Source organism: Streptosporangium sp. NPDC087985 (genome assembly GCF_044741965.1).
Classification (GTDB): domain Bacteria; phylum Actinomycetota; class Actinomycetes; order Streptosporangiales; family Streptosporangiaceae; genus Streptosporangium.
The window spans coordinates 28,822-50,326 of record NZ_JBIUTQ010000014.1 but is presented as its reverse complement, the minus strand read 5'-3'; the positions used below and the strand labels follow the sequence as shown (position 1 = coordinate 50,326).

21 protein-coding genes and 2 pseudogenes are annotated in these 21,505 nt (G+C 69.0%); 12 read left to right on the top strand and 11 right to left on the bottom strand.

Annotated elements, in window-relative coordinates:
- The first annotated feature begins 2 nt into the window (after window positions 1-2).
- Window positions 3-776 (top strand): 6-phosphogluconolactonase, encoded by a 774-nt coding sequence (gene pgl / locus ACIN94_RS23115; RefSeq protein ID WP_400709378.1) that lies wholly within the window; start codon window positions 3-5, stop codon window positions 774-776.
- 133 nt (window positions 777-909) lie between these two features.
- Window positions 910-1,335, top strand: a pseudogene (locus ACIN94_RS23110) (Clp protease N-terminal domain-containing protein); the annotation flags it as partial.
- A gap of 250 nt (window positions 1,336-1,585) precedes the next feature.
- Here ACIN94_RS23110 and ACIN94_RS23105 read toward each other — a convergent pair.
- Window positions 1,586-2,620: a GNAT family N-acetyltransferase gene (locus tag ACIN94_RS23105; RefSeq protein WP_400709375.1), complete on the bottom strand. Its 1,035-nt coding sequence runs from the start codon at window positions 2,618-2,620 to the stop codon at window positions 1,586-1,588.
- Between the two features lie 166 nt (window positions 2,621-2,786).
- On the opposite strand from ACIN94_RS23105, the gene ACIN94_RS23100 reads away from it, so the two are divergent.
- The 7 genes from ACIN94_RS23100 (at window position 2,787) to ACIN94_RS23070 (ending at window position 9,528) form a co-directional block, all read left to right on the top strand.
- Window positions 2,787-4,187: an NAD(P)/FAD-dependent oxidoreductase gene (locus tag ACIN94_RS23100; RefSeq protein WP_400709373.1), complete on the top strand. Its 1,401-nt coding sequence runs from the start codon at window positions 2,787-2,789 to the stop codon at window positions 4,185-4,187.
- A gap of 78 nt (window positions 4,188-4,265) precedes the next feature.
- Window positions 4,266-5,879: an amidohydrolase gene (locus ACIN94_RS23095; protein WP_400709370.1), complete on the top strand. Its 1,614-nt coding sequence runs from the start codon at window positions 4,266-4,268 to the stop codon at window positions 5,877-5,879.
- 27 nt (window positions 5,880-5,906) lie between these two features.
- Window positions 5,907-6,065, top strand: a complete 159-nt coding sequence (locus ACIN94_RS23090) for a hypothetical protein (RefSeq protein WP_400709367.1) — start codon at window positions 5,907-5,909, stop codon at window positions 6,063-6,065.
- A 48-nt stretch (window positions 6,066-6,113) separates the two neighbouring features.
- Window positions 6,114-7,367 carry an MFS transporter gene (locus tag ACIN94_RS23085; RefSeq protein WP_400709364.1) on the top strand — a complete coding sequence of 418 codons (1,254 nt, stop codon included), beginning with the start codon at window positions 6,114-6,116 and terminating at the stop codon, window positions 7,365-7,367.
- Window positions 7,368-7,574: 207 nt separating this feature from the next.
- Window positions 7,575-8,393: an MBL fold metallo-hydrolase gene (locus tag ACIN94_RS23080; RefSeq protein WP_400709361.1), complete on the top strand. Its 819-nt coding sequence runs from the start codon at window positions 7,575-7,577 to the stop codon at window positions 8,391-8,393.
- A gap of 207 nt (window positions 8,394-8,600) precedes the next feature.
- Window positions 8,601-9,146: a MarR family winged helix-turn-helix transcriptional regulator gene (locus ACIN94_RS23075; RefSeq protein WP_400709358.1), complete on the top strand. Its 546-nt coding sequence runs from the start codon at window positions 8,601-8,603 to the stop codon at window positions 9,144-9,146.
- The gene (locus tag ACIN94_RS23070) at window positions 9,115-9,528 is read left to right on the top strand and encodes an SRPBCC family protein (protein ID WP_400709355.1); all 414 of its coding nucleotides are present in this window, start codon (window positions 9,115-9,117) and stop codon (window positions 9,526-9,528) included. Before ACIN94_RS23075 ends, ACIN94_RS23070 begins: the two co-directional genes overlap by 32 nt.
- 173 nt (window positions 9,529-9,701) lie before the next feature.
- Here the strand turns inward: ACIN94_RS23070 and ACIN94_RS23065 are convergent, their stop codons facing one another.
- Window positions 9,702-10,964: a serine hydrolase domain-containing protein gene (locus ACIN94_RS23065; RefSeq protein ID WP_400709352.1), complete on the bottom strand. Its 1,263-nt coding sequence runs from the start codon at window positions 10,962-10,964 to the stop codon at window positions 9,702-9,704.
- 292 nt (window positions 10,965-11,256) lie between these two features.
- On the opposite strand from ACIN94_RS23065, the gene ACIN94_RS23060 reads away from it, so the two are divergent.
- On the top strand, window positions 11,257-11,625 hold the full coding sequence (locus ACIN94_RS23060; RefSeq protein WP_400709349.1) for a DUF488 domain-containing protein: 369 nt from the start codon (window positions 11,257-11,259) through the stop codon (window positions 11,623-11,625).
- Between the two features lie 53 nt (window positions 11,626-11,678).
- Here ACIN94_RS23060 and ACIN94_RS23055 read toward each other — a convergent pair.
- A pseudogene (locus ACIN94_RS23055) lies at window positions 11,679-12,056 on the bottom strand (helix-turn-helix domain-containing protein); the annotation flags it as partial.
- Window positions 12,053-12,442: a hypothetical protein gene (locus ACIN94_RS23050; protein WP_400709346.1), complete on the bottom strand. Its 390-nt coding sequence runs from the start codon at window positions 12,440-12,442 to the stop codon at window positions 12,053-12,055. The pseudogene ACIN94_RS23055 and the gene ACIN94_RS23050, both read right to left, overlap by 4 nt.
- Before the next feature lie 627 nt (window positions 12,443-13,069).
- Between ACIN94_RS23050 and ACIN94_RS23045 the strand changes: the two genes are divergently transcribed.
- Window positions 13,070-14,056: a LysR family transcriptional regulator gene (locus ACIN94_RS23045; RefSeq protein ID WP_400709343.1), complete on the top strand. Its 987-nt coding sequence runs from the start codon at window positions 13,070-13,072 to the stop codon at window positions 14,054-14,056.
- Between the two features lie 81 nt (window positions 14,057-14,137).
- On the top strand, window positions 14,138-14,680 hold the full coding sequence (locus ACIN94_RS23040; RefSeq protein WP_400709340.1) for a DapH/DapD/GlmU-related protein: 543 nt from the start codon (window positions 14,138-14,140) through the stop codon (window positions 14,678-14,680).
- A 243-nt stretch (window positions 14,681-14,923) separates the two neighbouring features.
- On the opposite strand, the gene ACIN94_RS23035 is transcribed toward ACIN94_RS23040, so the two are convergent.
- The 7 genes from ACIN94_RS23035 to whiA all read right to left on the bottom strand — a co-directional run bounded on the left by ACIN94_RS23035 (window position 14,924) and on the right by whiA (window position 21,473).
- A complete protein-coding gene (locus ACIN94_RS23035) occupies window positions 14,924-16,093 on the bottom strand; it encodes a UDP-N-acetylglucosamine--N-acetylmuramyl-(pentapeptide) pyrophosphoryl-undecaprenol N-acetylglucosamine transferase (protein ID WP_400709337.1) in 1,170 nt (389 codons plus the stop codon).
- Between the two features lie 191 nt (window positions 16,094-16,284).
- A complete protein-coding gene (locus ACIN94_RS23030) occupies window positions 16,285-16,632 on the bottom strand; it encodes an RNA polymerase-binding protein RbpA (RefSeq protein ID WP_012892502.1) in 348 nt (115 codons plus the stop codon).
- Between the two features lie 95 nt (window positions 16,633-16,727).
- Window positions 16,728-16,958 (bottom strand): preprotein translocase subunit SecG, encoded by a 231-nt coding sequence (gene secG, locus ACIN94_RS23025; protein ID WP_400709332.1) that lies wholly within the window; start codon window positions 16,956-16,958, stop codon window positions 16,728-16,730.
- Window positions 16,959-17,092: 134 nt separating this feature from the next.
- Window positions 17,093-17,854, bottom strand: coding sequence for a triose-phosphate isomerase (tpiA, locus tag ACIN94_RS23020; protein WP_400709724.1), 762 nt, complete (start codon window positions 17,852-17,854; stop codon window positions 17,093-17,095).
- A 130-nt stretch (window positions 17,855-17,984) separates the two neighbouring features.
- Entirely contained in the window at window positions 17,985-19,172 is a 1,188-nt protein-coding gene (locus ACIN94_RS23015; RefSeq protein ID WP_400709329.1) for a phosphoglycerate kinase, read from the bottom strand.
- Window positions 19,172-20,176, bottom strand: a complete 1,005-nt coding sequence (gene gap, locus ACIN94_RS23010; protein WP_400709326.1) for a type I glyceraldehyde-3-phosphate dehydrogenase — start codon at window positions 20,174-20,176, stop codon at window positions 19,172-19,174. Before gap ends, ACIN94_RS23015 begins: the two co-directional genes overlap by 1 nt.
- A gap of 316 nt (window positions 20,177-20,492) precedes the next feature.
- The gene (gene whiA / locus ACIN94_RS23005; protein ID WP_400709323.1) at window positions 20,493-21,473 is read right to left on the bottom strand and encodes a DNA-binding protein WhiA; all 981 of its coding nucleotides are present in this window, start codon (window positions 21,471-21,473) and stop codon (window positions 20,493-20,495) included.
- Between the last annotated feature and the right edge of the window lie 32 nt (window positions 21,474-21,505).

Sequence of the window (21,505 nt, the reverse complement as noted above, 5' to 3'; positions counted from 1 at the left end):
CCGTGAGCGTTCCCCATGTGGTCATCCATCGTGACGCCGACATGCTCGCCAAGGCGGCGGCCGCCCGGGTGATCACCCGCACCGTCGACGCGCAGTCGAGCAAGGGCTCGGCCTCGCTGGTGCTGACCGGCGGCACCATCGGCATCGCCACGCTGGCCGAGATCGCCGCCAGCCCTGCCCGTGACGCCATCGACTGGCGCAACCTGGACATCTGGTGGGGCGACGAGCGTTTCCTGCCCTCCGGCCATCCCGAGCGCAACGAGACCGGCGCGCGTAAGGCCCTCCTCGACCACGTCGACGTCGACCCGGCCCGTGTCCATGTGATGCGCGGTCCCGATTCGGGCATGACCGCCGAGGAGTCGGCCGAGGCGTACGCCGAGGAGCTCCGCAGGGCCGCCCGTCCCGAGGACCACGGCCCCGCGCCGTCGTTCGACGTCCTGATGCTCGGCATGGGCCCGGACGGCCACGTGGCGTCGCTGTTCCCGGGCATGCCGTCGCTGTACGAGACGCGCCCGGTGGTGGCGGTGCACGGCGCCCCGAAACCTCCGCCCACCCGCATCTCGCTCACGCTCCCGGTCATCCAGGGGGCGCGTGAGGTATGGCTGATCGCCGGCGGTCAGGAGAAGGCGGGAGCCGTACGGCTGGCCCTGTCGGACTCCGGGACGATGCAGGTCCCGGCGGCGGGTGCGCGTGGCCGCCAGGGGACGCTGTTCCTGCTGGACCGGGCGTCCGCCTCCAAGATCCCCGCCTCCCTGGGCCGCCCCTCCTCGCCCTGATACGACATGACCGCCTGCGGCCCTCACCCTGGGAAAAGGATTCCGTGGCGAGTAGCGATATGTCCTCCCCTTTATCGGGAAACCTGACGCATAGTGGGTGCAGGCAACTCGGCATCCCTCACGGAGGCCACTCGTGTTCGAGCGCTTCACCGACCGTGCCCGCCGTGTCGTGGTCCTGGCTCAGGAGGAGGCCCGGCGGCTCAGCCACAACTACATCGGGACCGAGCACATCCTGCTCGGCCTTCTCGGAGAGGAGGACGGCGTCGCCGGCCGGGCGCTGCAGTCCTTCGGTATCGGCCGCGCGCAGGTGCGCGACGACGTCGAAAAGATCATCGGTCAGGGCGGCGACGCCCCGGCCGGCCACATCCCGTTCACCCCGCGGGCCAAGAAGGTGCTGGAGCTGTCCCTGCGGGAGGCCCTCAACCTGCACCACAACTACATCGGCACCGAGCACATCCTGCTCGGCCTGATCCGGGAGGGTCAGGGCGTCGCGGCCCAGGTGCTCACCAAGCAGGGCGCGCGCCTGGACGCCGTACGCGCGCAGGTGATCACACTCATCGGGCGGCGTGGTCCCGACCGCCTCCTGAGCCTGGAGGAGGGCTTCTACGGCACCGGGCCGTCATCCGGCGCGAAGCTGGAGCGGATCCAGGAGAGCCTGGACCGGATCGAACGCCGGCTGGACGCCATGGGCGCGCCTCCGGACCCGGGTCCCCCCGACGATCAGGGCGGGGATCGCCCACCCGACGGGTGAGGCCTCCCCGGTCCGAGGCCCCTGAGCGATCCCGGACCGGGGAGGCGACGTGATGGGTTCAGCTCGGGGATGCCGTCGCCATCACGCCCACGGCCAGCCTGGCTTCCACCATGCCGGGGTCCTCGGTGGGGCTCAGCGTCGCGCCCAGCGAGACCAGGAGCCTGTGCATGCGCACGTTGTCGGTGAGCAGGGTGGCCCTGACCTCGGCGAAGCCCAGGTCCCGGGCCTCGGTGACGACCATCCTGGCCAGCGCCGCGCCCATCCCCCGGCCCTGCCAGCGGTCCTCGACCAGGAAGGCCATCTCGGCGATGCCGGGGTCGGGGGTGAACATCAGGTTGGCCAGCGCGACAACCTGACCGTCGTATCCGGCGACCAGCGAGTGACCGCGGGTGCGGTCGCAGAGCCGGTCGAAGACGCGGGGCGGCAGCACGGGCATTGAGGTGAAGTAGCGGAACCGGCGCGACTCCGGCGAGCAGCGGTCGTGCAGGTCGCGGACCGCCTCGCGGTAGAGCTGCGTGAGCGGGCGGATCTGGGTCTCGGTGCCGTCGGACAGCATGACGGCCCGCCCGATCCCCGTCGGCTGGCGGGCCGGGGGCTGTGCCAGCCGTACGAAGGAGGCGGCCCGGGCGGCCTCGGTCAGGGTGAAGGGCAGCTCGGCCCGGCGCACCCGGATGGCGTGGCGCGGGGCCACGGGCACGGTCAGCAGCGTCGGGTCCGGCAGGTCGCTCATGTCCGCACCGTAGACCCAGCGGGAGTCGTCGGCGCGCAGCAACTCCCCCAGCAGTTCGGGGAGCCGCCAGGGCATCGCGCGCAGCCGCGAGGCGAGCAGGAGCGCGCGGGTGGGCTCGTCGGTGAGCTGGTGGGCGGTGGCGGGGACGACCTGGACCCGGCGTCCGCCGGCCGCCTCCAGCGCCTCACGCACGGCCTCGGGGCCGGCGGGGATCTCCGCCACGAACTCGTCCACGGTGCCGTCGGTGTCGGACTGGACGCTCAGGCCCAGGATGTTGCCTCCCCTGTCGGCGAGCGCCGTGGCCAGCGAGGCCAGCCGTCCCGGCCGCTCGTCCACCGTCGTACGGATCCGCAGAAATCCCATCAGAACACTCCCTCCGTTGGGCACATCCTGACGCAGGCCTGTTACAGGACTGCTACACAGGGATGAGCCCGTCGTTACGTCTGGGAAGATCAGTCATGATGCGGTTCTGCAACGATTTCCGTTGGAAGGCCCGCCCTAATTGACGGATATAGCAGGATACGAGGTCATGAGTACGCGTGTTCCCCTGGCTGAGGACTTTGTCAACGGGGACGTCTCCTTCTGGTACCGCTCCCTCGGCCTCCCCGCAGCCGGCGAAGCCCTGAGCGGCGACCTCGACGCCGACGTGGCCATCGTCGGCGCCGGCTACACCGGCCTGTGGACCGCCTACTACCTGAAGAAAGCCAGCCCGAGTCTGCGCGTCGTGGTGCTGGAGAAGGAGTTCGCCGGGTACGGCGCGTCCGGGCGCAACGGCGGCTGGCTGGTGGGCGAACTCGCGGGCACCCCCGAACGCTATGCCCGGACGCACGGCGCCGACGCGGCCAAGCGGTTCCAGCGCGTGATGTTCGAGGCGGTCGACGAGGTCATCGCGGTCGCCGCGGACGAGAACATCGACGCCGACATCGTCAAGGGCGGTGTCACCACGGTCGCCACCAACGCCGCCCAGGACCGGCGGCTGCGAGAGCTGCTCGCCCACGAGCGCCACTGGGGCTGGACCGAGGAGGACGTCCGGCTACTGGACGCGGCAGAGCGGGAGAGCCGCCTGCGGGTGGACGGCGCGGTCAGCGCTATCTGGAGCCCGCACTGCGCCCGGATCCAGCCCGCCAAGCTGGCCCGCGGCCTGGCCCGGACCGTGCGGGACCTCGGAGTGGAGATCTTCGAGCGCACCCCGGTCACCGAGATCGCCCCGCACGAGGCCCGCACGCCGTACGGCACGGTCCGCGCCGGCTACGTCATCCGCGCCACCGAGGGCTTCACCGCCGGGCTGAAGCAGTACCACCGCGCCTGGCTGCCGATGAACAGTTCGATGATCGTCACCGAGCCGCTGGGCGACCTGTGGGACGCGATCGGCTGGGAGGGCCACGAGCTGCTCGGCGACATGGCGCACTACTACATGTACGCTCAGCGCACCGCCGACGGCCGGATCGCGTTCGGCGGGCGCGGCAAGCCCTACCTGTACGGCTCCCGGGTGGACGAGCGGGGTCACACCCACACCTGGACCATCGAGGCGCTGTGGGAGCTGCTGACCGGCATGTTCCCCACCGTGCGGGCCTCCGCGGTGGCGCACGCCTGGTCCGGGGTGCTCGGCGTGCCGCGCGACTGGTGCGCCACCGTGCACGTCGACCAGACCACCGGCATCGGCTGGGCCGGCGGCTACACCGGCCACGGGGTGACCACCACCAACCTGGCGGCCCGTACCCTGCGCGATCTGATCCTGCGCGAGGACACGGAGCTGACCACACTGCCCTGGGTGGACCGCAAGGTGCGAGGCTGGGAGGTGGAGCCGCTGCGGTGGATCGGCGTGCACGCCATGTACGACCTGTACCGCCGGGCCGACGCGAGGGAGAAAGCCGGACTCGGCCGCACCTCCGTCCTGGCACGCGTCGCCGACTCCATCACCGGACGTTAGGAGAGCCATGACCTACCTGCCCGACGACCAACCCGGCGCGTGGGTGATCCACGAAACGCCCCGCAGGAGCCACGTCACGTGAGCGACATCCTGTTCCGCGGCGGCCGCGCCTTCCTCGCCGCCGGCGCCTTCGCCGAGGCGGTGCTCGTCCGCGACGGCCGGATCGCCGCCGTGGGCGCGGAGTCCGACGTCGTACGGCGGGCGGCCCCCGGCCACGAGACCGTCGACCTCGGCGGCGGCCTGCTGACTCCCGGCTTCACCGACTCCCACATGCACCCGGTCCAGGCAGGGCTGGAGCGGGCCAGGTGCGACCTGGCCGAGGTCTACGGCCTGCCGGAGTATCTGGAACGGATCATCGCCTACGCCGAGTCCCACACCCGCAACGAGTGGATCGAGGGCGGGGGCTGGGACATGGCGGCCTTCCCCGGCGGTCTCCCGCACCGCTCGCAGATCGACTTCCTCGACCGGCCCGTGTATCTGATCCAGCGTGACCACCACGCCGCCTGGGTCAACACCCGGGCACTGAAGCTCGCCGGGATCACCCGCGACACCCCCGACCCCGCCGACGGCCGTATCGAGCGCGACGCCGACGGCACGCCGAGCGGCGTGCTGCACGAGGGCGCGATGGACCTGGTGGGCCTGCTCACCCCGCGCCCCACGGCCCGGGACCTGACCGACGCGCTGCTTTCGGCCCAGACCCACCTGTTCTCCAAGGGCATCACCGGCTGGCAGGACGCCATCGTCGGCTCCTACGCGGGCTCCGACGACCAGCTGCCCACCTACGTCGCGGCGGCGGCCTCGGGGCGGCTGAAGGCCCGTGTCGTGGGCGCGCTGTGGTGGGACCGCACACGCGGCGCCGAGCAGATCCCCGAGCTCGTGGAGCGCCGCGCCTCGGCGGAGGGACTGGAGCGGTTCCGAGCCACCTCGGTGAAGATCATGCAGGACGGCATCACCGAGAACTTCACCGCCGCGGTGATCGAGCCCTACTGCCGCTGCGGCGGCACCGGCCTGTCATACGTGGAGCCCGAGCTGCTGAACACCTACGTCGCCGAGCTGGACCGGCACGGCTTCCAGGTGCACTTCCACGCGATCGGCGAGCGGGCCGTCCGCGAGGCGCTGGACAGCTTCACCGGGACCGACCCGGCCAACCGGCATCACATCGCGCACCTGCAGATCATCGAACCGTCCGACGTGCCGCGCTTCGCCGCCCTCGGCGTGACGGCCAACCTGCAGCCGCTCTGGGCCACCCACCACGCCCAGATGGACGAGCTGACGATCCCGTTCCTGGGTGACGAACGCTCCTCCTGGCAGTATCCCTTCGCCGACCTGCAGCGGGCGGGCGCCCGCTTCTGCGCGGGCAGCGATTGGCCGGTCTCCAACCCCGACCCGATCCAGGGCATGCACGTGGCGGTCAACCGCACCGAGCCGGGCAGCTCTGTCCACGCGGACTACCCGACGGCGCAGACCCCGTTCCTGCCCGGCCAGAGCCTGGACCTGGCCACCATCCTGACCGCCTACACCGCCGGTTCGGCGTGGATCAACCACGACGACGACGCGGGCACCATCACTCCCGGCAACCGCGCCGATCTGGTCGTCCTGGACCGCGACCCGTTCGCCGAGCCCCAGGGCGACATCTGGCGGACCGAGGTCGCGATGACCTTCGTCGGCGGAGAGCAGGTCTACCACCGCTGACCTTCCCGCGCGAGCGGAAGCACCGGGGTGGTCGGGGTCGGCACCGACCCCGACCACCGCCATCGGCCAGGGTGCTCCCCCTTCGACCACGTCTGCGGCGGCTGGTGGAGGCGGGTCGTGCGCACCGACGGCACCAAAGCCGTCCGCTACCTCAGCTCCGCCCTGGACGACTCGCCTCCGAAGTGATCCTTTAACCATTGGAAAAGATCACCCGAGGTGGCGGATAGTCTCCTCGTGACGCGAACAGGGGGAACAGAGATCGGGCCCGCGCGCCCGCTGTGGCGGGACCGGAACTTCAACGTCTTCTGGGTCTCCCAGACGCTCTCCGTCGCCGGAGACTCGTTCGCCTACATCTCCATCCCGCTGCTGGTGCTGCACGTGACCGGGTCGGTCGCGCAGATGGGCCTGCTGACGGGCGTGGCCGGTGCCGCGTCGGTCGGTGCCGGGATCCTCGCCGGGATCCTGGCAGACCGGCTCGACCGGCGGACCCTGCTGATCTACTGCGACCTCGCCCGCATGGTGCTGTACGGACTCATCCCGCTGGCCTGGGCGTTCGGCCCTCAGGTCTGGCTGCTGTACGTGGTGCTGCCGATCAGCGAGGCGATCGGGATGGTCTTCCAGGTCACCTACGTGACCGCGGTGCGCAACCTGGTCGACGGTGAGCGCATCACCGAGGCCAACGGCCGGCTCTACGCGACCGCCGCGGCGGCCGGTGTCGGCGGCCCGCTGCTCGCCGGCGTGGTCTCGGGACAGTTCGGCCCGACCGCGGCGATCGCCATCAACGCGGCGAGCTTCGCACTGTCGGCGGCGGGCCTCTACTTCGTCCGGTTCAACGGGCCCGAGGTCGGTGAGCCCGCCCCGCCGCGCCAGAAACCCTGGCAGGAGCTGCTGGCCGGTGCCCGATTCCTCTGGCGGCACCCGGTGCTGCGCTCCCTGACGATCCTGCTCTCCTTCTTCATCTTCTTCACGCTCGGCATGACCGACGTCCTGATCTACCACCTCAAGCACGATCTCGGCCGGTCCGACGGCGCCGTCGGCACGGTCCTCGCGGTCGCCGCGGCCGGCACGATCGCCGGAGCCCTGCTCGTGGCGCCCGTCCGCCGCAAGTTCGGTTTCGGCGCCACGTGGATCGGCGCCATCGCGGCCAGCGGGCTCGCCATGGCGTGCGTCGGCGTCTCCGGTCGCGCCCCGGTGATCGCTGCCCTGATGGCCATCTACCTCTGCGGCGTCAGCATGGCCGGGATCTGCTCGATGTCCCTGCGCCAGCAGGTGACCCCGGACCATCTGCTCGGCCGTGTGACCTCGGCGTTCTGGACGATCCACTTCTCCCTGGGCCCGGTGGGCGCGGCCGTCCTGACCTGGGGGGCGGGCAGCTACGGCGTCACCGTGATCTGCCTCCTCGCCGGCACCGCCTGCCTACTGATCGCGACAACCGCGCTCCTCACCCCCATCCGCCGGCCTGCCCCCGAGCACTCGGTGCCTAGTTGAGCTGCGCCGAGCGGGGACGCTTCTCTGCGAACTCACGCACCGCCGGCTCCGCGCGGTCGGCCGCCCGCTGGTGCTTCCCGAGCGACTCCCAGCACATGCCCATCTCGGCGGTGGGGAACTCGTCTACCGCCGCCGGCCCTCTGGTCCGGCGTTATCGAAGGGTGGCACCATAACGTTTCCTGAACAGGATGATCGAGGGAGGACGTCATGCATGATCTGCCCATCTGTGTCACCTGCGGGGTCCAGTACGCCGGCCCGCGGCGGAACTGCCCGATCTGCGAGGACGAGCGGCAGTACGTCGGCTGGGAGGGCCAGCGCTGGACCTCCCTCGCCGAGCTGCGCCTGAGCGGGCACAGACCGATGATCGCCGAGGAGGGCGCGGGGGTCGTCGGGGTCGGCAGCGACCCTTCCACCGCCATCGGCCAGCGCGCCCTGCTCGTCCGCACCCCCGCCGGCAACGTGCTGTGGGACATGGTCACCCACCTCGACGACGACATGATCAGGCAGGTCAACGACCTCGGCGGGATCGACGCCATCGCGATCAGCCACCCGCACTTCTACGGCTCGATGGTCGAGTGGGCGCACGCCTTCGACGCGCCGGTCTACATCCATGCCAACGACCGCGACTGGGTGGCCCGCCCCGACGAGTCCGTCGTCTTCTGGGAGGGCGACACCCACGAGATCCACGAGGGACTGACCCTGATCAACGCCGGGGTGCACTTCGACGGCGGCCAGGTGATGCACTGGCGCGACGCCGAGGACGGCCGGGGCGCCCTGTTCTCCGGCGACATCCTCCAGGTGGTGGCCGACCGCCGCTGGGTCAGCTTCATGTACAGCTATCCCAACCTCATCCCCGAACGCCCCAGAACGATCCGCCGCGCCCTGTCGCTGCTGGAGCCGTACCCCTTCGACCGCGTCTACGGCGGCTGGTGGAAGCGGGTCGTGCACACCGACGGCACCGAGGCCGTCCGCCGCTCCGCCGACCGCTACCTCTCCTACGCCCTGGACGACTCTCCGCCCCAGTGACCGAGGCGGACTTCTCCGGACTCCGCAAGCCGCACAACCGCCTGTCCAGCCGCGCGGCCTCCAGGCCCTCGAGAGCTCTCTCGGCATCGACAACCAGTGGAGCGCGTATTAAAGTACTCCTTCATTATGAAGGACGTACATAAATCCTCGACCAGCTTCGATCGCGATCCCGATGGCTCCCTCTTCGACCCCCGAGCAAGGGCCGCCATGACCCAGTTCACCGCCGGAGACGACACCCTCGCCCTCGAAGCCGCGACCGCCGTCCGCACCGCCTTCCACGCCGTCGAGCGCATACGTGCCCATGGGGCCCAGGGCCGCGGGCTGAGCTCGGGGGCGCTTGACATCCTGATGCGCCTGAGCGCCTCGGCCGACGACGGGATCAGCATCGGCGAGCTTGCCCAGTCGGCCGGAGTGAGCTCCCGTAACGTCACAGGACTGGTCGACACCCTCGAACGCGACGGCCTGGCGCAGCGGGTCCCCGATCAACATGACCGACGCTCCGTCCTGGCTCGGATCACCCCCGCCGGGCGGGCATGGATCGAATCCTTCCGCCGGCCGACCCAGGCCGCCATGGCGGCGATCTTCCGGGACTTCACTCCCGCCGAGCTCACCCAGCTGCGGCACCTGTGCCTGCGCCTCACCGACAACCAGCACCGCCTCTCCCAGCATCTGAGCCAGGCCGAGGGAATGACCAAGGATCACGCAGACAGGAGATCAGGAAATGGCTTCCATCCACACGGAAATCGTGATTGATTCCCGCCCGGAGCAGGTGTGGGCGGCGATAAGCGATGTGGGCGCGGTGCACCAGCGCCTCCTGCCGGACCGCGTTGCCGACACCCGGCTTGAGGGCGATGTCAGGATTCTCATCTTCCCCAACGGCAGGGTCATCCGCGAGCTGATCATCGATGTCGACGACACGACCCGTCGGCTCGCCTACGCAGTAGTCGAAGGCGCGCAGCCGTCCCTTACCCACCATCACGCCTCATTTCAGGTCTTTCCCGAAGGTTCCGATCGCAGTCGGCTCGTCTGGATAACCGACCTGCTGCCGAACGCGCTCGCGACGGAGGTCCGCGCCCGCATCGAGCGGGGTGCAGAGGACATGAAACGGACACTGGAGGAAGCCGCAGCCCGTTAGAGGGCTGTCCGCCTCCACCCACCAGCCGAAACGACGGGGAAACGACCACCCGGCACGGTGATCCGTACGGCGGCCGATGGCGGTGGCCCCGCTTGACCACACGCGCGGCGAACGGCGACGCCCGCCTCCGGCCCGTAAGGGCGGCCCATGAGGGCCGCCCTTACGGGCGGGCCTCAGAAGTACTGCGGAGTGAGGTCGGTCGTCGGCCACGACTTCACCGCGCCCGCCGCCTGAAAGAGGAGCGAGTCGATCACGTCGAAGTCGGGCGATCCGTCCTCCCCCCGGCGGTTGAACACGGCGCAGTAGGAGACGCCGGTGTTCAACCGGGCCAGGAAGCTGAACGTGCCGGGCATCGATCCGGTGTGCCAGGTGTTGATTCCGCTACCCGCCGACCGGACCCACCAGCCGCCGCCGTACCAAGATCCGCTGCTGTTGACCCCGGTCTCGGGCTTGGCGAACACCTTGGCGATCGAGGTCGCGTTCAGCACCGGGCCGGCGGCGTCGAAGACCATGGCGAACTTCACCATGTCGACCGCCGAGGCCGTCCAGCCGCCGTTGGCGTCCTGGTTGGGCATGTTGAAGCCGCCGTAGGGGTACGGCACGACGGTGCCCGACCCGTCCACGACGGACTTGTTGGTGTACTTCGAGCTGTAGTTCACCTCGTTGGTCGGAGACTCCGTCCTGAGGCTGCGGCCGAGTCGCATCCTGCTGATGCGGACAGGGGTGAGGAGCTTCTGCTTGATGTACGACTCGTAGCTCATGCCGGAGACCTTCTCGATGATCCGGCCGAGCAGCAGGTAGCCGTAGTTGCTGTAGACCATCTTGGAGCCGGGGGCGAGGTCGAGGGGACGGGCCGTGGCGTAGCGCATGATGTCCGCGTGGCTGATCGGCAGCGGCACGCCGAGCGCCGCGGAGATCGTGTGATCCGCCCAGAGCTGGTCCTTCGAGACGTCCCTGTCCCATCCGCCCAGGTGCTGCATCAGTCTCAGAACGGTCACCTGCGCGAGCCGGGGGTCGGCCCCCGTGGAGAGCCCGAGCAGCGTGGTGACCGGAGTGGACAGGCTGAGTTTGCCGTCCTGGACCAGCCGCATGATCGCCGCGGATGTGATGTGCTTGCTCAGGCTGGCGACGCGGAACAGCGAGGTCGGCTGTACGACCGTCATCAACGGCAGCTTCTGTCCGGTCTGAATCGTGTACGTTCCGTAACCGCGTGCCAGCAGGATCTTGCCGTTCCGGGCGACCGCGAGCTGCGCGCAGCTGATCTCGCGCTCCGCGATGTACTTCTTCATCACGGTGTCGAACCCCGCCAGCGCGGTGGGGACCACCCCGGTGACGATCGGATCCGCGGCCGCCCACGCGGGGCTCGCCCCCAGGGCGAGGGCGGGGACGACCCCGGCGCCCGCCTGGAGAAGGCGACGGCGCGTAAGCCCGGTCATACCTGTTGTCACTACTGGCCCCCAAGTCACAGACGTGTCAGGAAGCCACGTAGTTTACGGATCTTTCTGGTAGACGTCTGAATAATCCGTTAAATCAGGACATAGCGGTTGAGGACATGCTCTGCTCGGCAATGCGGCGTGTCTGATGCACGGCCACGCTCGGCTCACGGAGGTCCAGCGCCTCCCAGGCGACTTCGAGGAGGATCCGCTGCCGGGGATCCATCAACCGTGCCCGCCGGCGGGCACGGCGAGCCTTCCGCTCCGAGACACGCGGCCTGGGTAGACATGGGAGATGGGGGACATCATCATCAGGCGGGTGTACGGGGCGGACCACGGCGGGGAGACGGAGACAGCCTTCCTCGTGGACGGGATCTGGCCGCGCGGCATCCGCAAGCAGGACCTCAAACTCGACGGATGGGTCCACGACCTCGCCCCTTCGGCGGATCTACGACGCTGGTTCGGACACCGCCCGGAGCGGTTCGAGGAGTTCCGTGCCCGCTACCGGCAGGAACTGGACAGCAACCCGGATGCCGTGCGCCCGCTGCTGGACGCCGCACGCCACGGGCCGATCACGCTTCTCTACGCGGCGAAGGACACCGAGCACAACAACGCCGTGGTGCTGAGGGAGTATTTGCGGGATCGGCTCGCGGCAACCGCCTAGGTGTAGGAGGCCAGGACGTTGCTGACGCTTGCGCTGAGTTGTGATGCGGGCGGTTGGCCGTCGGGATCGATGAATCGACGCCGATTCAAGCCAAGCTGTGCGAGCAGTCTGCTGACGATACGGCGGCTGACGGCCACGCCGTCCTGCTCGAGCTCGAACGCGATTCGGGAGGCCGACCACTTGCGCTCGCGCCGCATCCTCTCGATGCGCTCGACCAGCCGGCCCGGCGTAGCGGTCGGCTGTCGGTGCGGGGCGGACGAGCGATCTAGCAGCCCGAGCTCGCCATACCGACGGTAGCGGTTCACCCACTTCGATGCGGTCGCGCGCGAGATGCCCATCTCCGCCGCAACATGCGCGACCGGGCGGGTGCGGCAGCGCTCGACGAATCGGCGCCTGCCTTCAGGCGTGAGCGGGGCGTTGCGGTGAGTCATGCGGACCGGACGTCTTCGGACGGTGATGCTGCCACGGAGGCGGGCATGTGCGCGCGCTTCGGCAACAAGAGAGGGGTGGCGAGCAGGAGGGTGCCAGAGATGGTGATTGCGGTGGGCGGGCTGGTGAGTGTCGCGATCACGCCCCAGATCACCATGAGGGTGGCGGGTGCGAGTTTGGAGCTGATGCTCCACGCACTGAGGACCTGTGCGACGTGATCGGCGGGAGTGCGTTGCAGGCGCTCTGTCGCGTTGATGGGATTGAAGATGCCCATGCTGGTGATCAGCAGGGTCTCGACGATGATCACCGTGAGGAGTCCGGGGATGCCGGGGCGGGTTAGTGCGAGTCCGAGCGGGAAGATCGAGCGCAGCCAGCCGGAGGCGATCATGATGCGGTGCCGGCCGTAGCGGGTGACGAGGCGCGCGGAGAGGCGGGCCGGCTGCGGTCGCCACCCAGCTCGTGCCCTCGAATCTCCCGTTTGCGACGAGGAGATGGTCTGCGTTGACGAGGTACTTCAGGTACGCGCCGGATGCGGCGGTGAAGGCGATGCTCGCCGTTCCGGAGATGACCAAGACGACCAGCAGTTGGCCGTAGGACAGCAGGCCGAGGAGGTATGCGATCGGAACGCTCGCCATGGCGAGGAAGCGGATCAGGTCCATCGCGATCATCACGGGGCGCTTGGCCCGGCGCTCGACCCACGGCCCGAGTGGGACCGCAACGATCGCGGCAACGGCAAGGCCGGCAGCTTCCAGGAGCGAGACGGCGAATATCGGCGAGTGCAGCACCCGGACCGCGATGAGCAGGAATGCCCCGAAAGCGATCCACATGCCGTATGTGCTGACGGCGTAGGCCGACCACAGCCACCCGAAGCTGGGCCCCAATCTCACACGCACATGGCTCCTCGCGACAACCGACGGTTTGGATGCTTGAATCACGTCAGCCACGCTGGAGCGTGATCAAACAACCGATCCACGGCGAGCCACAACGATCAGTTGTGCACGCCTAAGGTGAACCAGTGGACACCGAGGCATTGCGATCGTTCGTCCGGGCGGCCGAGCTCGGACAGTTGCAACATGCGGCCGATGAGCTGGGCGTGACGCAGCAGGCAGTCTCCAAGCGGATCGCCGCCCTGGAGCGCGAGCTGGAAGTCCGTCTGTTCACACGTACCGCCCGAGGAGTTGAGCTGACGCTCGATGGTCAGGCATTTCTCCCCCACGCGCGGAGCATCGTCGCGGGTGTCGAGCGCGCCATCACCGCGGTCAGGCCGGGCTCCCGGGCCCTTCGGATCGACGTTCTCGGCCTGCGAAGCGCGCAGGCCGTTGTTCTGCACGACTATTGGCGGTCGCATCCCGAAATCAACCTCGACGTGGTGACCCTCAGGGTCAACGACCCACGCGTGGCGGTCGCCGCCGTCGAAGCAGGCGATATCGACGCCTCGTTCCGTACCGTCACTGACCCGGACACACTGCCGCCCGACGTGCAAATGATCCACGCGTTCGACTCCCCGCTGGAACTTCTCGTCGGCCCGAGACATCCGCTCGCCTCCGCGCGAAGACTGACGCCACCGCAGTTGCGTAAGCACCGGATATGGGTGCCGGGTATCGCGCCCCGAAGCGAATGGGCAGAGTTCTACGATCAACTCGCCACCGACTTCGACCTACGCATCGACGCGGCAGGCCCGCACTTCGGAGACGAAGTACTCCTGGACACCCTCGCGGACTCCGCGGACGTGGCCACCCTCGTTGGGGCACGCGACCGGTACATCTGGCCGGCGAACCACGACCTACGCCGCATCCCTATCGTGAATCCGACCCTCGCATACCCACTCTCGCTCATCCTCCCCAGAACGAATCCACATCCAGGACTCCGTGGAATCATCACCCACCTCGGAAGCCTGCCAAGGCTCCCTGAGACGGTCTGGCTCCCGTCCTGGGCAACGACGCCACGGCGCGGCGACAGCGGCATCGCACATGCTCACAGGTCCCAACCCCGACAAAGGTGACTCGACCGGCTGCTGATAGCAGCCTCCACCAGCGCCTAGTGAGTCTTATCCAGTCACCGGTACACCAGAAAGGATCGTGGCATGTCCAGCGACCGTCTCATGCGCATCCACAGCGCCGAGTTCCAGGCCATGGCCGAGAGGGTCCTGCGGGTCACCGAGCTCACCTCCCGCCTGAACGTCCTGCCCTTCGAGAACGAAGCAGGCAAGGCGGAACTGTTCGAACAGATCCTCGGCAAGCCGCTGCCGACGAGAGTCACGATCTATCCGCCCTTCTACACGGACCACGGCCTTCACCTGGACCTCGCGGAGCGCGTGTTCATCAACCAGAACTGCACGTTCCTGGACTACGCCGGCATCCGGCTCGGCGAGCGCGTGATGGTCGGACCAAAGGCCACGTTCATCACCGTCGGTCACCCGGTCGATCCTGAGGAGCGACGGGGGTGGCTAAGCGGCGCGCCCATCGACGTGGCGGAGAACGTGTGGATCGGCGCCGGTGCCACGATCCTGCCCGGTGTCAGCATTGGCCGTGATGCCGTGGTCGCCGCTGGCGCGGTCGTGGCCGATGACGTTCCGCCGGCAAGCCTGGTGACCGGCAGTAAGGCAACCGTGCACCGACGGTGGTGACGACCTCTCCGGGGCCACACCGAGCCCCGGACTACGGGCAGTCATCAACCACATCGGAAGCCTGGCGCCCCTCCCCGAGCCAACTGGCTCCGGTCCAGGGCGACGGACCGACGTCGCGGCCACAGTCACATCGCCTCACACAGCCACTAACACCGAAAAGCCCACGCGCGTTGCCAGCATCACACAGCGGCCACCGGGTAGCGGGCAGGGGCGGCTCGGTCCACCTGGGAGACGGTGAGCCGGTCACCCGAGGCCGGCGGCGCCCGCCTCCTGGAGGATCACCCGGGCGAGGGCGTCGGCGGCGTCCAGGCGGCCGAGTGACCTGGCGGACTTGGCCATGATGTCACGGGCGTGCGGGTCGGCGAGCAGGACGTCGAGCTCGGCGAGGAGCTGGTCGGCCTGGGGGCCGGTTTCGAGGAGCGCCCGGGCCGCTCCCGCCTCGGCCAGGTAGCGGGCGTTCTGACGCTGCTCGTCTCCCGCGGACGGGACCAGGGGGATCAGGACGGACGGCTTGCCGATGGCGGTCAGCTCGGCGATGATGCCTGCGCCACTGCGGGAGACCACGATGTCGGCGGCGGCGAACACGTGGGCCAGCTCGTCGCCGACGTAGGGCACCGGGTGGTATCGGCCCGCGAGCTCTTCGGGCAGACCCGCGGCGGTCTGGGTGAGCTGATCGATCCAGCCGGGACCACACTGGTGGAGCACCTGCGCCCGGGTGAGCAGCGAGGGCAGGACCGCCTCGACCATGGTGTTGATCTGTCGGCTCCCCTGGGCGCCGCCGGTCACGTAGACGAGGGGCAGCTCGGGCGAGAGGCGGAAGTGCCACCGGCCGGACGGGGCGTTGCCGTCCAGCAGATGGGGCCGGACGGGGTTGCCGGTGACCACGGCCCGGTCCCGCGCCGAAGCGGGCAGGTGCTCGATCGACGACGGATGGGTGAGCGCGATCCGGGTGGCGAACCGGGCCAGGATGCGGTTGGCCAGGCCCAGCGCGGTGATCTGCTCGTGCATCACGAGCGGGCGGCCGAGCATCCGGGAGGCGACCCCCAGCGGCACGCACACATACCCTCCGGTGGACAGCACCACATCGGGGCGGTAGCGGGCGGCGACGCCGAATGCCTGCATGACCCCGACCGGGATCCGGAACATGTCGGCGAGGTTGGTGAGCAGCTCGCGGGGGCTGGGCGAGCGGCGCAGCTTGCCCGCCTTGATCGCCCGGAACGGGATGCCGTGCTCGGCGGCGATGCGGGCCTCCAGGCCGGTGGCCGTACCCACCCAGAGCACGTCGAGGTCCAGCCCGCGACCGGCGGCCTGCTCACGGACGGCCGCGACGGTGGTCAACGCGGGGTAGGTGTGGCCGCCGGTCCCCCCTCCCGTGACGAGCATGCGCAGGGGACGTTGGTTTCCGGCGTTCATACGTGCGGGTCCTTCCAGGATTGCGATCATCCGTGCGTCTCGGCCGCGCCGAAGCGCTCAACGGCCCCGCGCACGCTACCGGAGTCGCTATGAAGATCCAATTCCGGGCGGGTACGGCCACCGCCCGCCGGCCAGGGACACGCGAAAGGTCCCCGCGGAGGGTCTCCACGGGGACCTTCGGCGGGCCGTGCCTAGTAGATCGGGCGCGAGGAGGAACGCAGCCGCTCCAGGGCCTCAGCCAGGATCTGGGCGCCGTCCTTGTCGCTGCGACGCTCCTTCACATACGCGAGGTGCGTCTTGTAAGGCTCGTTACGCGGTGGCGCGGGCGGGTTGGCCTCGTCCTGACCGGCCGGGAGACCACATCGGGGGCAGTCCCAGAACTCCGGCACGGCCGCGTCGCTGGCGAAACTGGGGCGCGTCTCATGCATGTTCGCGCACCAGAACGGGACCCTTACACGGGGAGCCGCCTCACCACGCTCCGCCTCCCCCATCGGGCCGGCGCCGACACGGCTGCCACGGATCGCGTTGCCACTACCCACGGATGAACTCCTCGCTCGATGGCCCCGCCGTTCGGTTGGATACGGGGGGCTGAACCACTGTCACGCTTCGCAAAAGCCAGGCCAGGGCTTGAGAGTCAGGGCCTAAGAAGCAGACCCAGCGCGATGATGCAAACGAACCAGACTACACCGGTGATGATGGTGAGCCGGTCGAGGTTGCGCTCTACGACCGAGGAGCCTCCGAACGACGAAGAGAAGCCGCCACCGAACAGATCCGACAGACCACCGCCCTTGCCCTTGTGAAGCAGCACAAGCAGGATCATCAGCATGCTCGCCAGAATGAGGGCGATGGAGATTCCGATTGTCACCGTTGACCTGTTCCCTGTTTACGCGCGGCCCGCGTCCGGGCGCGACTCTGTTACGACGCCTATGGCGTGACGATTCAAACTTGCTCTAAGAGGGTACGACGCGATGCCAAGTCGTACCCTCCGAACAGCCCTACTCAGGCGGACATTTCGCCAAAGCGGCAGATCTTGACGAACTCACCCGGGTCGAGACTGGCACCACCAACCAGGGTACCGTCCACATCGGGTTGAGCCATGATGCCGGCGATGTTGTCAGACTTGACCGAGCCACCGTAAAGGATACGGACAGCGGCGGCCACCTCACCGTCATAAAGCTCGGCGAGTCGGGAACGCAGCGCCGAACAGACCTCCTGCGCGTCGGCCGGCGTGGCCACCTCGCCGGTGCCGATCGCCCAGACCGGCTCGTAAGCCAGCACGATGGACCTGACCTGGTCGGCGGTGACCTTACGGAGCGCCCCGTCGAGCTGCGAGACGCTGTGGGCCACCTGCCCCCCGGCCCTGCGGACCGTCAGGCCCTCACCCACGCACAGGATCGGCGTGAGCGAGTGCCGGTAGGCCGCCTGCACCTTGGTGTTGACCAGGTCGTCGTCCTCGTGGTGGTACTGCCGGCGCTCGGAGTGGCCGACCAGGACGAAGGTGCAGCCGAGCTTGGCGAGCATCGCCCCGGAGATGTCTCCGGTGTAGGCGCCGCCGTCGTGCGGCGACAGGTCCTGCCCGCCGTACACGAACCGCAGCTTGTCGCCGTCCACCAGGGTCTGCACGCTGCGCAGATCGGTGAACGGCGGCAGAAGCGCCACCTCGACCCGGTCGAAGTCCTTGTCGTTCAGGGCGAACGACAGCTTCTGCGTGTGGGCGATGGCCTCAAGGTGGTTGAGGTTCATCTTCCAGTTACCCGCCATGAGCGGTTTGCGCACTGTGCTCACCTGTCGCTCCTCGCTCCTCGGTTGCTCTGCGGATCGTCTGTCCCTACCGAGCCGTCGTGCCGCGGGCAGGCCCGGGTCACACGATGCTCACTGCGTCGGTCCACTCCTATGCCTCCAGCGCGACGAGTCCGGGCAGGGTCTTGCCCTCCAGGTATTCGAGGCTGGCGCCGCCACCGGTGGAGATGTGCGAGAACCCGTCCTCGGGAAGGCCGAGCTTACGCACGGCTGCGGCCGAGTCACCGCCGCCGACGACGGTGAAGGCCTCCGACTGGATCAACGCCTCGGCGACGGCCCGGGTTCCCCCCGAGAATGCCTCGAACTCGAAGACGCCCATCGGGCCGTTCCAGAACACCGTCCTGGCGTCGGTCAGCTTGCTCGCGAACAGCTCGCGGCTGCGCGGGCCGATGTCGAGCCCCTGCCGGTCAGCCGGGATCGCGGTGGCGTCGACCACCTCGTACTCGGCGTCCTCGGCGAACTCCGTGGCCGCCAGCACGTCGACCGGCAGGACGAGCTCCACACCGCGCTTGATCGCCTCGTTGAGGAACTCGCGCACCTGGTCGAGCTGGTCGGCCTGGAGCAGTGACCGGCCTACCTCATAGCCCTGGGCGGCCAGGAAGGTGTAGGCCATGCCTCCGCCGATGAGCAGCCGGTCGACCTTGGTCAGCAGGTTGCCGATGACGCCGAGCTTGTCGGAGACCTTGGCGCCGCCGAGCACCACGGCGTACGGCCTGGCGAGGTCGTCGGTCAGCTTCCTGAGCACCTCGACCTCGGCCACGACGAGCCTGCCCGCCGCGTGCGGCAGCAGCAGCGGAACGTCGTAGACGCTGGCGTGCTTGCGGTGCACGGCGCCGAAGCCGTCACCGACGTAGATCTCGGCGAGGGCGGCCAGCCGCTCGGCGAAGGCCCTGCGCCGGACGTCGTCCTTGGACTCCTCGCCCGGCTCGAACCGCAGGTTCTCCAGCAGGGCCACCTGACCGTCCTGGAGGGCCTCCACGATGCCCTGGGCCGACTCCCCGACCACGTCGGTCGCGAAGGCGACCTCGGCGCCCAGCAGCTCGCCGAGCCGCTGGGCCACGGGGGCCAGCGAGTATTTCGGGTTGGGCTCACCCTTCGGGCGCCCCAGGTGAGCGCAGACGATCACGCGCGCGCCCTTGCCGGCGAGCTCCCTGATCGTCGGCACCGAGGCCCGGATACGGCCGTCGTCGGTGATGACGTCCCCGTCGAGGGGGACGTTGAGGTCGGCGCGGACGAGTACGCGCCGACCCTTCACGTCGAACTCAGAGAGGTCCTTCATCAGAGGTCGGCGCCGACCAGCTCGATGAGGTCGCCGAGACGGTTGGAGTAGCCCCACTCGTTGTCGTACCAGCCGACGACCTTGACCTGGTTGCCGATCACCTTGGTCAGGCCCGCGTCGAAGATGCAGGAGGACGGGTCGGTGACGATGTCACTGGAGACGATCGGGTCCTCGGTGTAGGTCAGGAAGCCCTTGAGCACGCCCTCGGCGGCGGCCTTCATCGCGGCGTTGACCTCCTCGACGGTGGTCTCGCGACCCACCTCCACGGTCAGGTCGGTGGCCGAACCGGTGGGGATCGGCACGCGCAGCGCGAAACCGTCGAGCTTGCCCTTGAGCTCGGGCAGCACCAGGCCGATGGCCTTGGCGGCGCCGGTGGAGGTCGGCACGATGTTCAGCGCGGCGGCACGGGCACGGCGCAGGTCGCTGTGCGGGCCGTCCTGCAGGTTCTGGTCCTGCGTGTAGGCGTGGATGGTGGTCATCAGGCCCTTCTCGATGCCGAAGGTGTCGTTGAGGACCTTCGCCATCGGAGCCAGGCAGTTGGTGGTGCACGACGCGTTGGAGATGATCGTGTGGCTGGCCGGGTCGTACGTGTCGTGATTGACGCCCATCACGATGGTGACGTCCTCGTTCTTGGCCGGAGCCGAGATGATGACCTTCTTGGCGCCGTTGTCGGCGTGCACCCGGGCCTTGTTGGCGTCGGTGAAAAAGCCGGTCGACTCCACCACGACGTCCACTCCCAGGTCACCCCAGGGCAGCTTGGCGGGATCGCGCTCGGCGAAAGCCTTGATCGACTTGCCGTCGACGACGATCTCGTCGGCGGTGCTCCTCACCTCGTACGGCAGACGGCCGAGGATGCTGTCGTACTTGAGCAGGTGGGCGAGCGTGGCGTTGTCGGTCAGGTCGTTGACCGCAACGATCTCGATGTCCTTGCCGCTGGCAGCGACCGCACGCCAGAAGTTGCGGCCGATACGGCCGAATCCGTTGACGCCTACGCGGATGGTCACGGTGCCGATCTCCTCGTACGTCGGTGCGCCGGTCCACCTGACCGGCGACTTGGGCGGGCTGAAACCTCAACCCAAACCCTATCGGACCCAAATTGGTGTAGACCACTGGTGGGGTGAAGTGTGTTGTCGCTTAGTCCATGGGCACGTATCGCACCATTAAAGCGGGGTGCCCGAATCGTCACTCCAGATGTCCCCAGCACCCGCAGGACCTGCGGTGATATGAAGGAATCGTGGGGTGGAGGCGGTCCGGCTCCGGAGCGGGAGGACGTCGCTCCGGAGCGGGAGGACGTCGCTCCGGGCCCGCGCGCGCACGGGCCTACGGCGCCAGCATGTCCACCGTGAGGTTCGCCTCGGTGTTGGGGATGCCGATGTCCTGGGCACGTTTGTCGGCCATGGCGAGCAGACGGCGGATGCGTCCGGCGATGGCGTCCTTGGTCAGCGGCGGTTCGGCGAGCTGGCCGAGCTCCTCCAGGGAGGCCTGCTTGTGCTCGACACGGAGACGGCCGGCGATCACCAGGTGCTCGGGGGCGTCCTCGCCGAGGATCTCCAGTGCGCGCTGGACCCGCGCCCCGGCGGCGACCGCGGCCCGGGCCGAACGACGCAGGTTGGCGTCGTCGAAGTTGGCCAGGCGGTTGGCCGTCGCCCGCACCTCGCGGCGCATCCGCCGCTCCTCCCAGGCCAGCACACTGTCGTGGGCGCCCAGCCGGGTCAGGAGCGCGCTGATCGCGTCGCCGTCGCGGACCACGACCCGGTCGACACCGCGGACCTCACGGGCCTTGGCATGGATCTTCAGCCGGCGGGCGGACCCGACCAGCGCGAGCGCGGCCTCCGGTCCCGGGCAGGTGACCTCCAGTGACATGGAACGGCCCGGCTCGGTGAGCGAGCCGTGCGCCAGGAAGGCCCCGCGCCAGGCGGCCTCGGCGTCGCAGGTCGCCCCCGCGACGACCTGGCGCGGCAGACCGCGGACCGGGCGGCCGTGGTTGTCGATCAGTCCGGTCTGACGGGCCAGGGCCTCCCCGTCGCGGTAGACGCGCACCACGTAGCGGGACCCCTTGCGCAGTCCCGCGGGGGCCAGGACGAGCACTTCCGCCTTGTGGCCGAACACCTCGCCGATGTCCTTGATGAGCCGCCTGGCCGTGACATTGGTGTCCAGTTCCGCCTCGATCACGATCCGTCCGCCCACCAGGTGCAGCCCGCTCGCGAACCGCAGGAGCGTCGACACCTCGGCCTTACGGCAGCAAGGCTTCAGGACCGGCAGCCTGCTCAGCTCGTCCTTGACCACACCTGTCATCGCCATGTGCGTTCGTCCTCCCCCATACAGACCTCATG

Bases quoted from the DNA above. Each gene is read 5' to 3' on its own strand.
- ACIN94_RS23105 (WP_400709375.1), bottom strand. From the start codon at position 2,620: ATGGGATTTCTGCGGATCCGTACGACGGTGGACGAGCGGCCGGGACGG.
- ACIN94_RS23100 (WP_400709373.1), top strand. From the start codon at position 2,787: ATGAGTACGCGTGTTCCCCTGGCTGAGGACTTTGTCAACGGGGACGTC.
- ACIN94_RS23080 (WP_400709361.1), top strand. From the start codon at position 7,575: ATGCATGATCTGCCCATCTGTGTCACCTGCGGGGTCCAGTACGCCGGC.
- ACIN94_RS23075 (WP_400709358.1), top strand. From the start codon at position 8,601: ATGACCCAGTTCACCGCCGGAGACGACACCCTCGCCCTCGAAGCCGCG.
- ACIN94_RS23070 (WP_400709355.1), top strand. From the start codon at position 9,115: ATGGCTTCCATCCACACGGAAATCGTGATTGATTCCCGCCCGGAGCAG.
- ACIN94_RS23065 (WP_400709352.1), bottom strand. From the start codon at position 10,964: ATGACCGGGCTTACGCGCCGTCGCCTTCTCCAGGCGGGCGCCGGGGTC.
- ACIN94_RS23060 (WP_400709349.1), top strand. From the start codon at position 11,257: ATGGGGGACATCATCATCAGGCGGGTGTACGGGGCGGACCACGGCGGG.
- ACIN94_RS23050 (WP_400709346.1), bottom strand. From the start codon at position 12,442: ATGATCGCCTCCGGCTGGCTGCGCTCGATCTTCCCGCTCGGACTCGCA.
- ACIN94_RS23040 (WP_400709340.1), top strand. From the start codon at position 14,138: ATGTCCAGCGACCGTCTCATGCGCATCCACAGCGCCGAGTTCCAGGCC.
- ACIN94_RS23035 (WP_400709337.1), bottom strand. From the start codon at position 16,093: ATGAACGCCGGAAACCAACGTCCCCTGCGCATGCTCGTCACGGGAGGG.
- tpiA (WP_400709724.1), bottom strand. From the start codon at position 17,854: ATGGCGGGTAACTGGAAGATGAACCTCAACCACCTTGAGGCCATCGCC.
- ACIN94_RS23015 (WP_400709329.1), bottom strand. From the start codon at position 19,172: ATGAAGGACCTCTCTGAGTTCGACGTGAAGGGTCGGCGCGTACTCGTC.
- whiA (WP_400709323.1), bottom strand. From the start codon at position 21,473: ATGGCGATGACAGGTGTGGTCAAGGACGAGCTGAGCAGGCTGCCGGTC.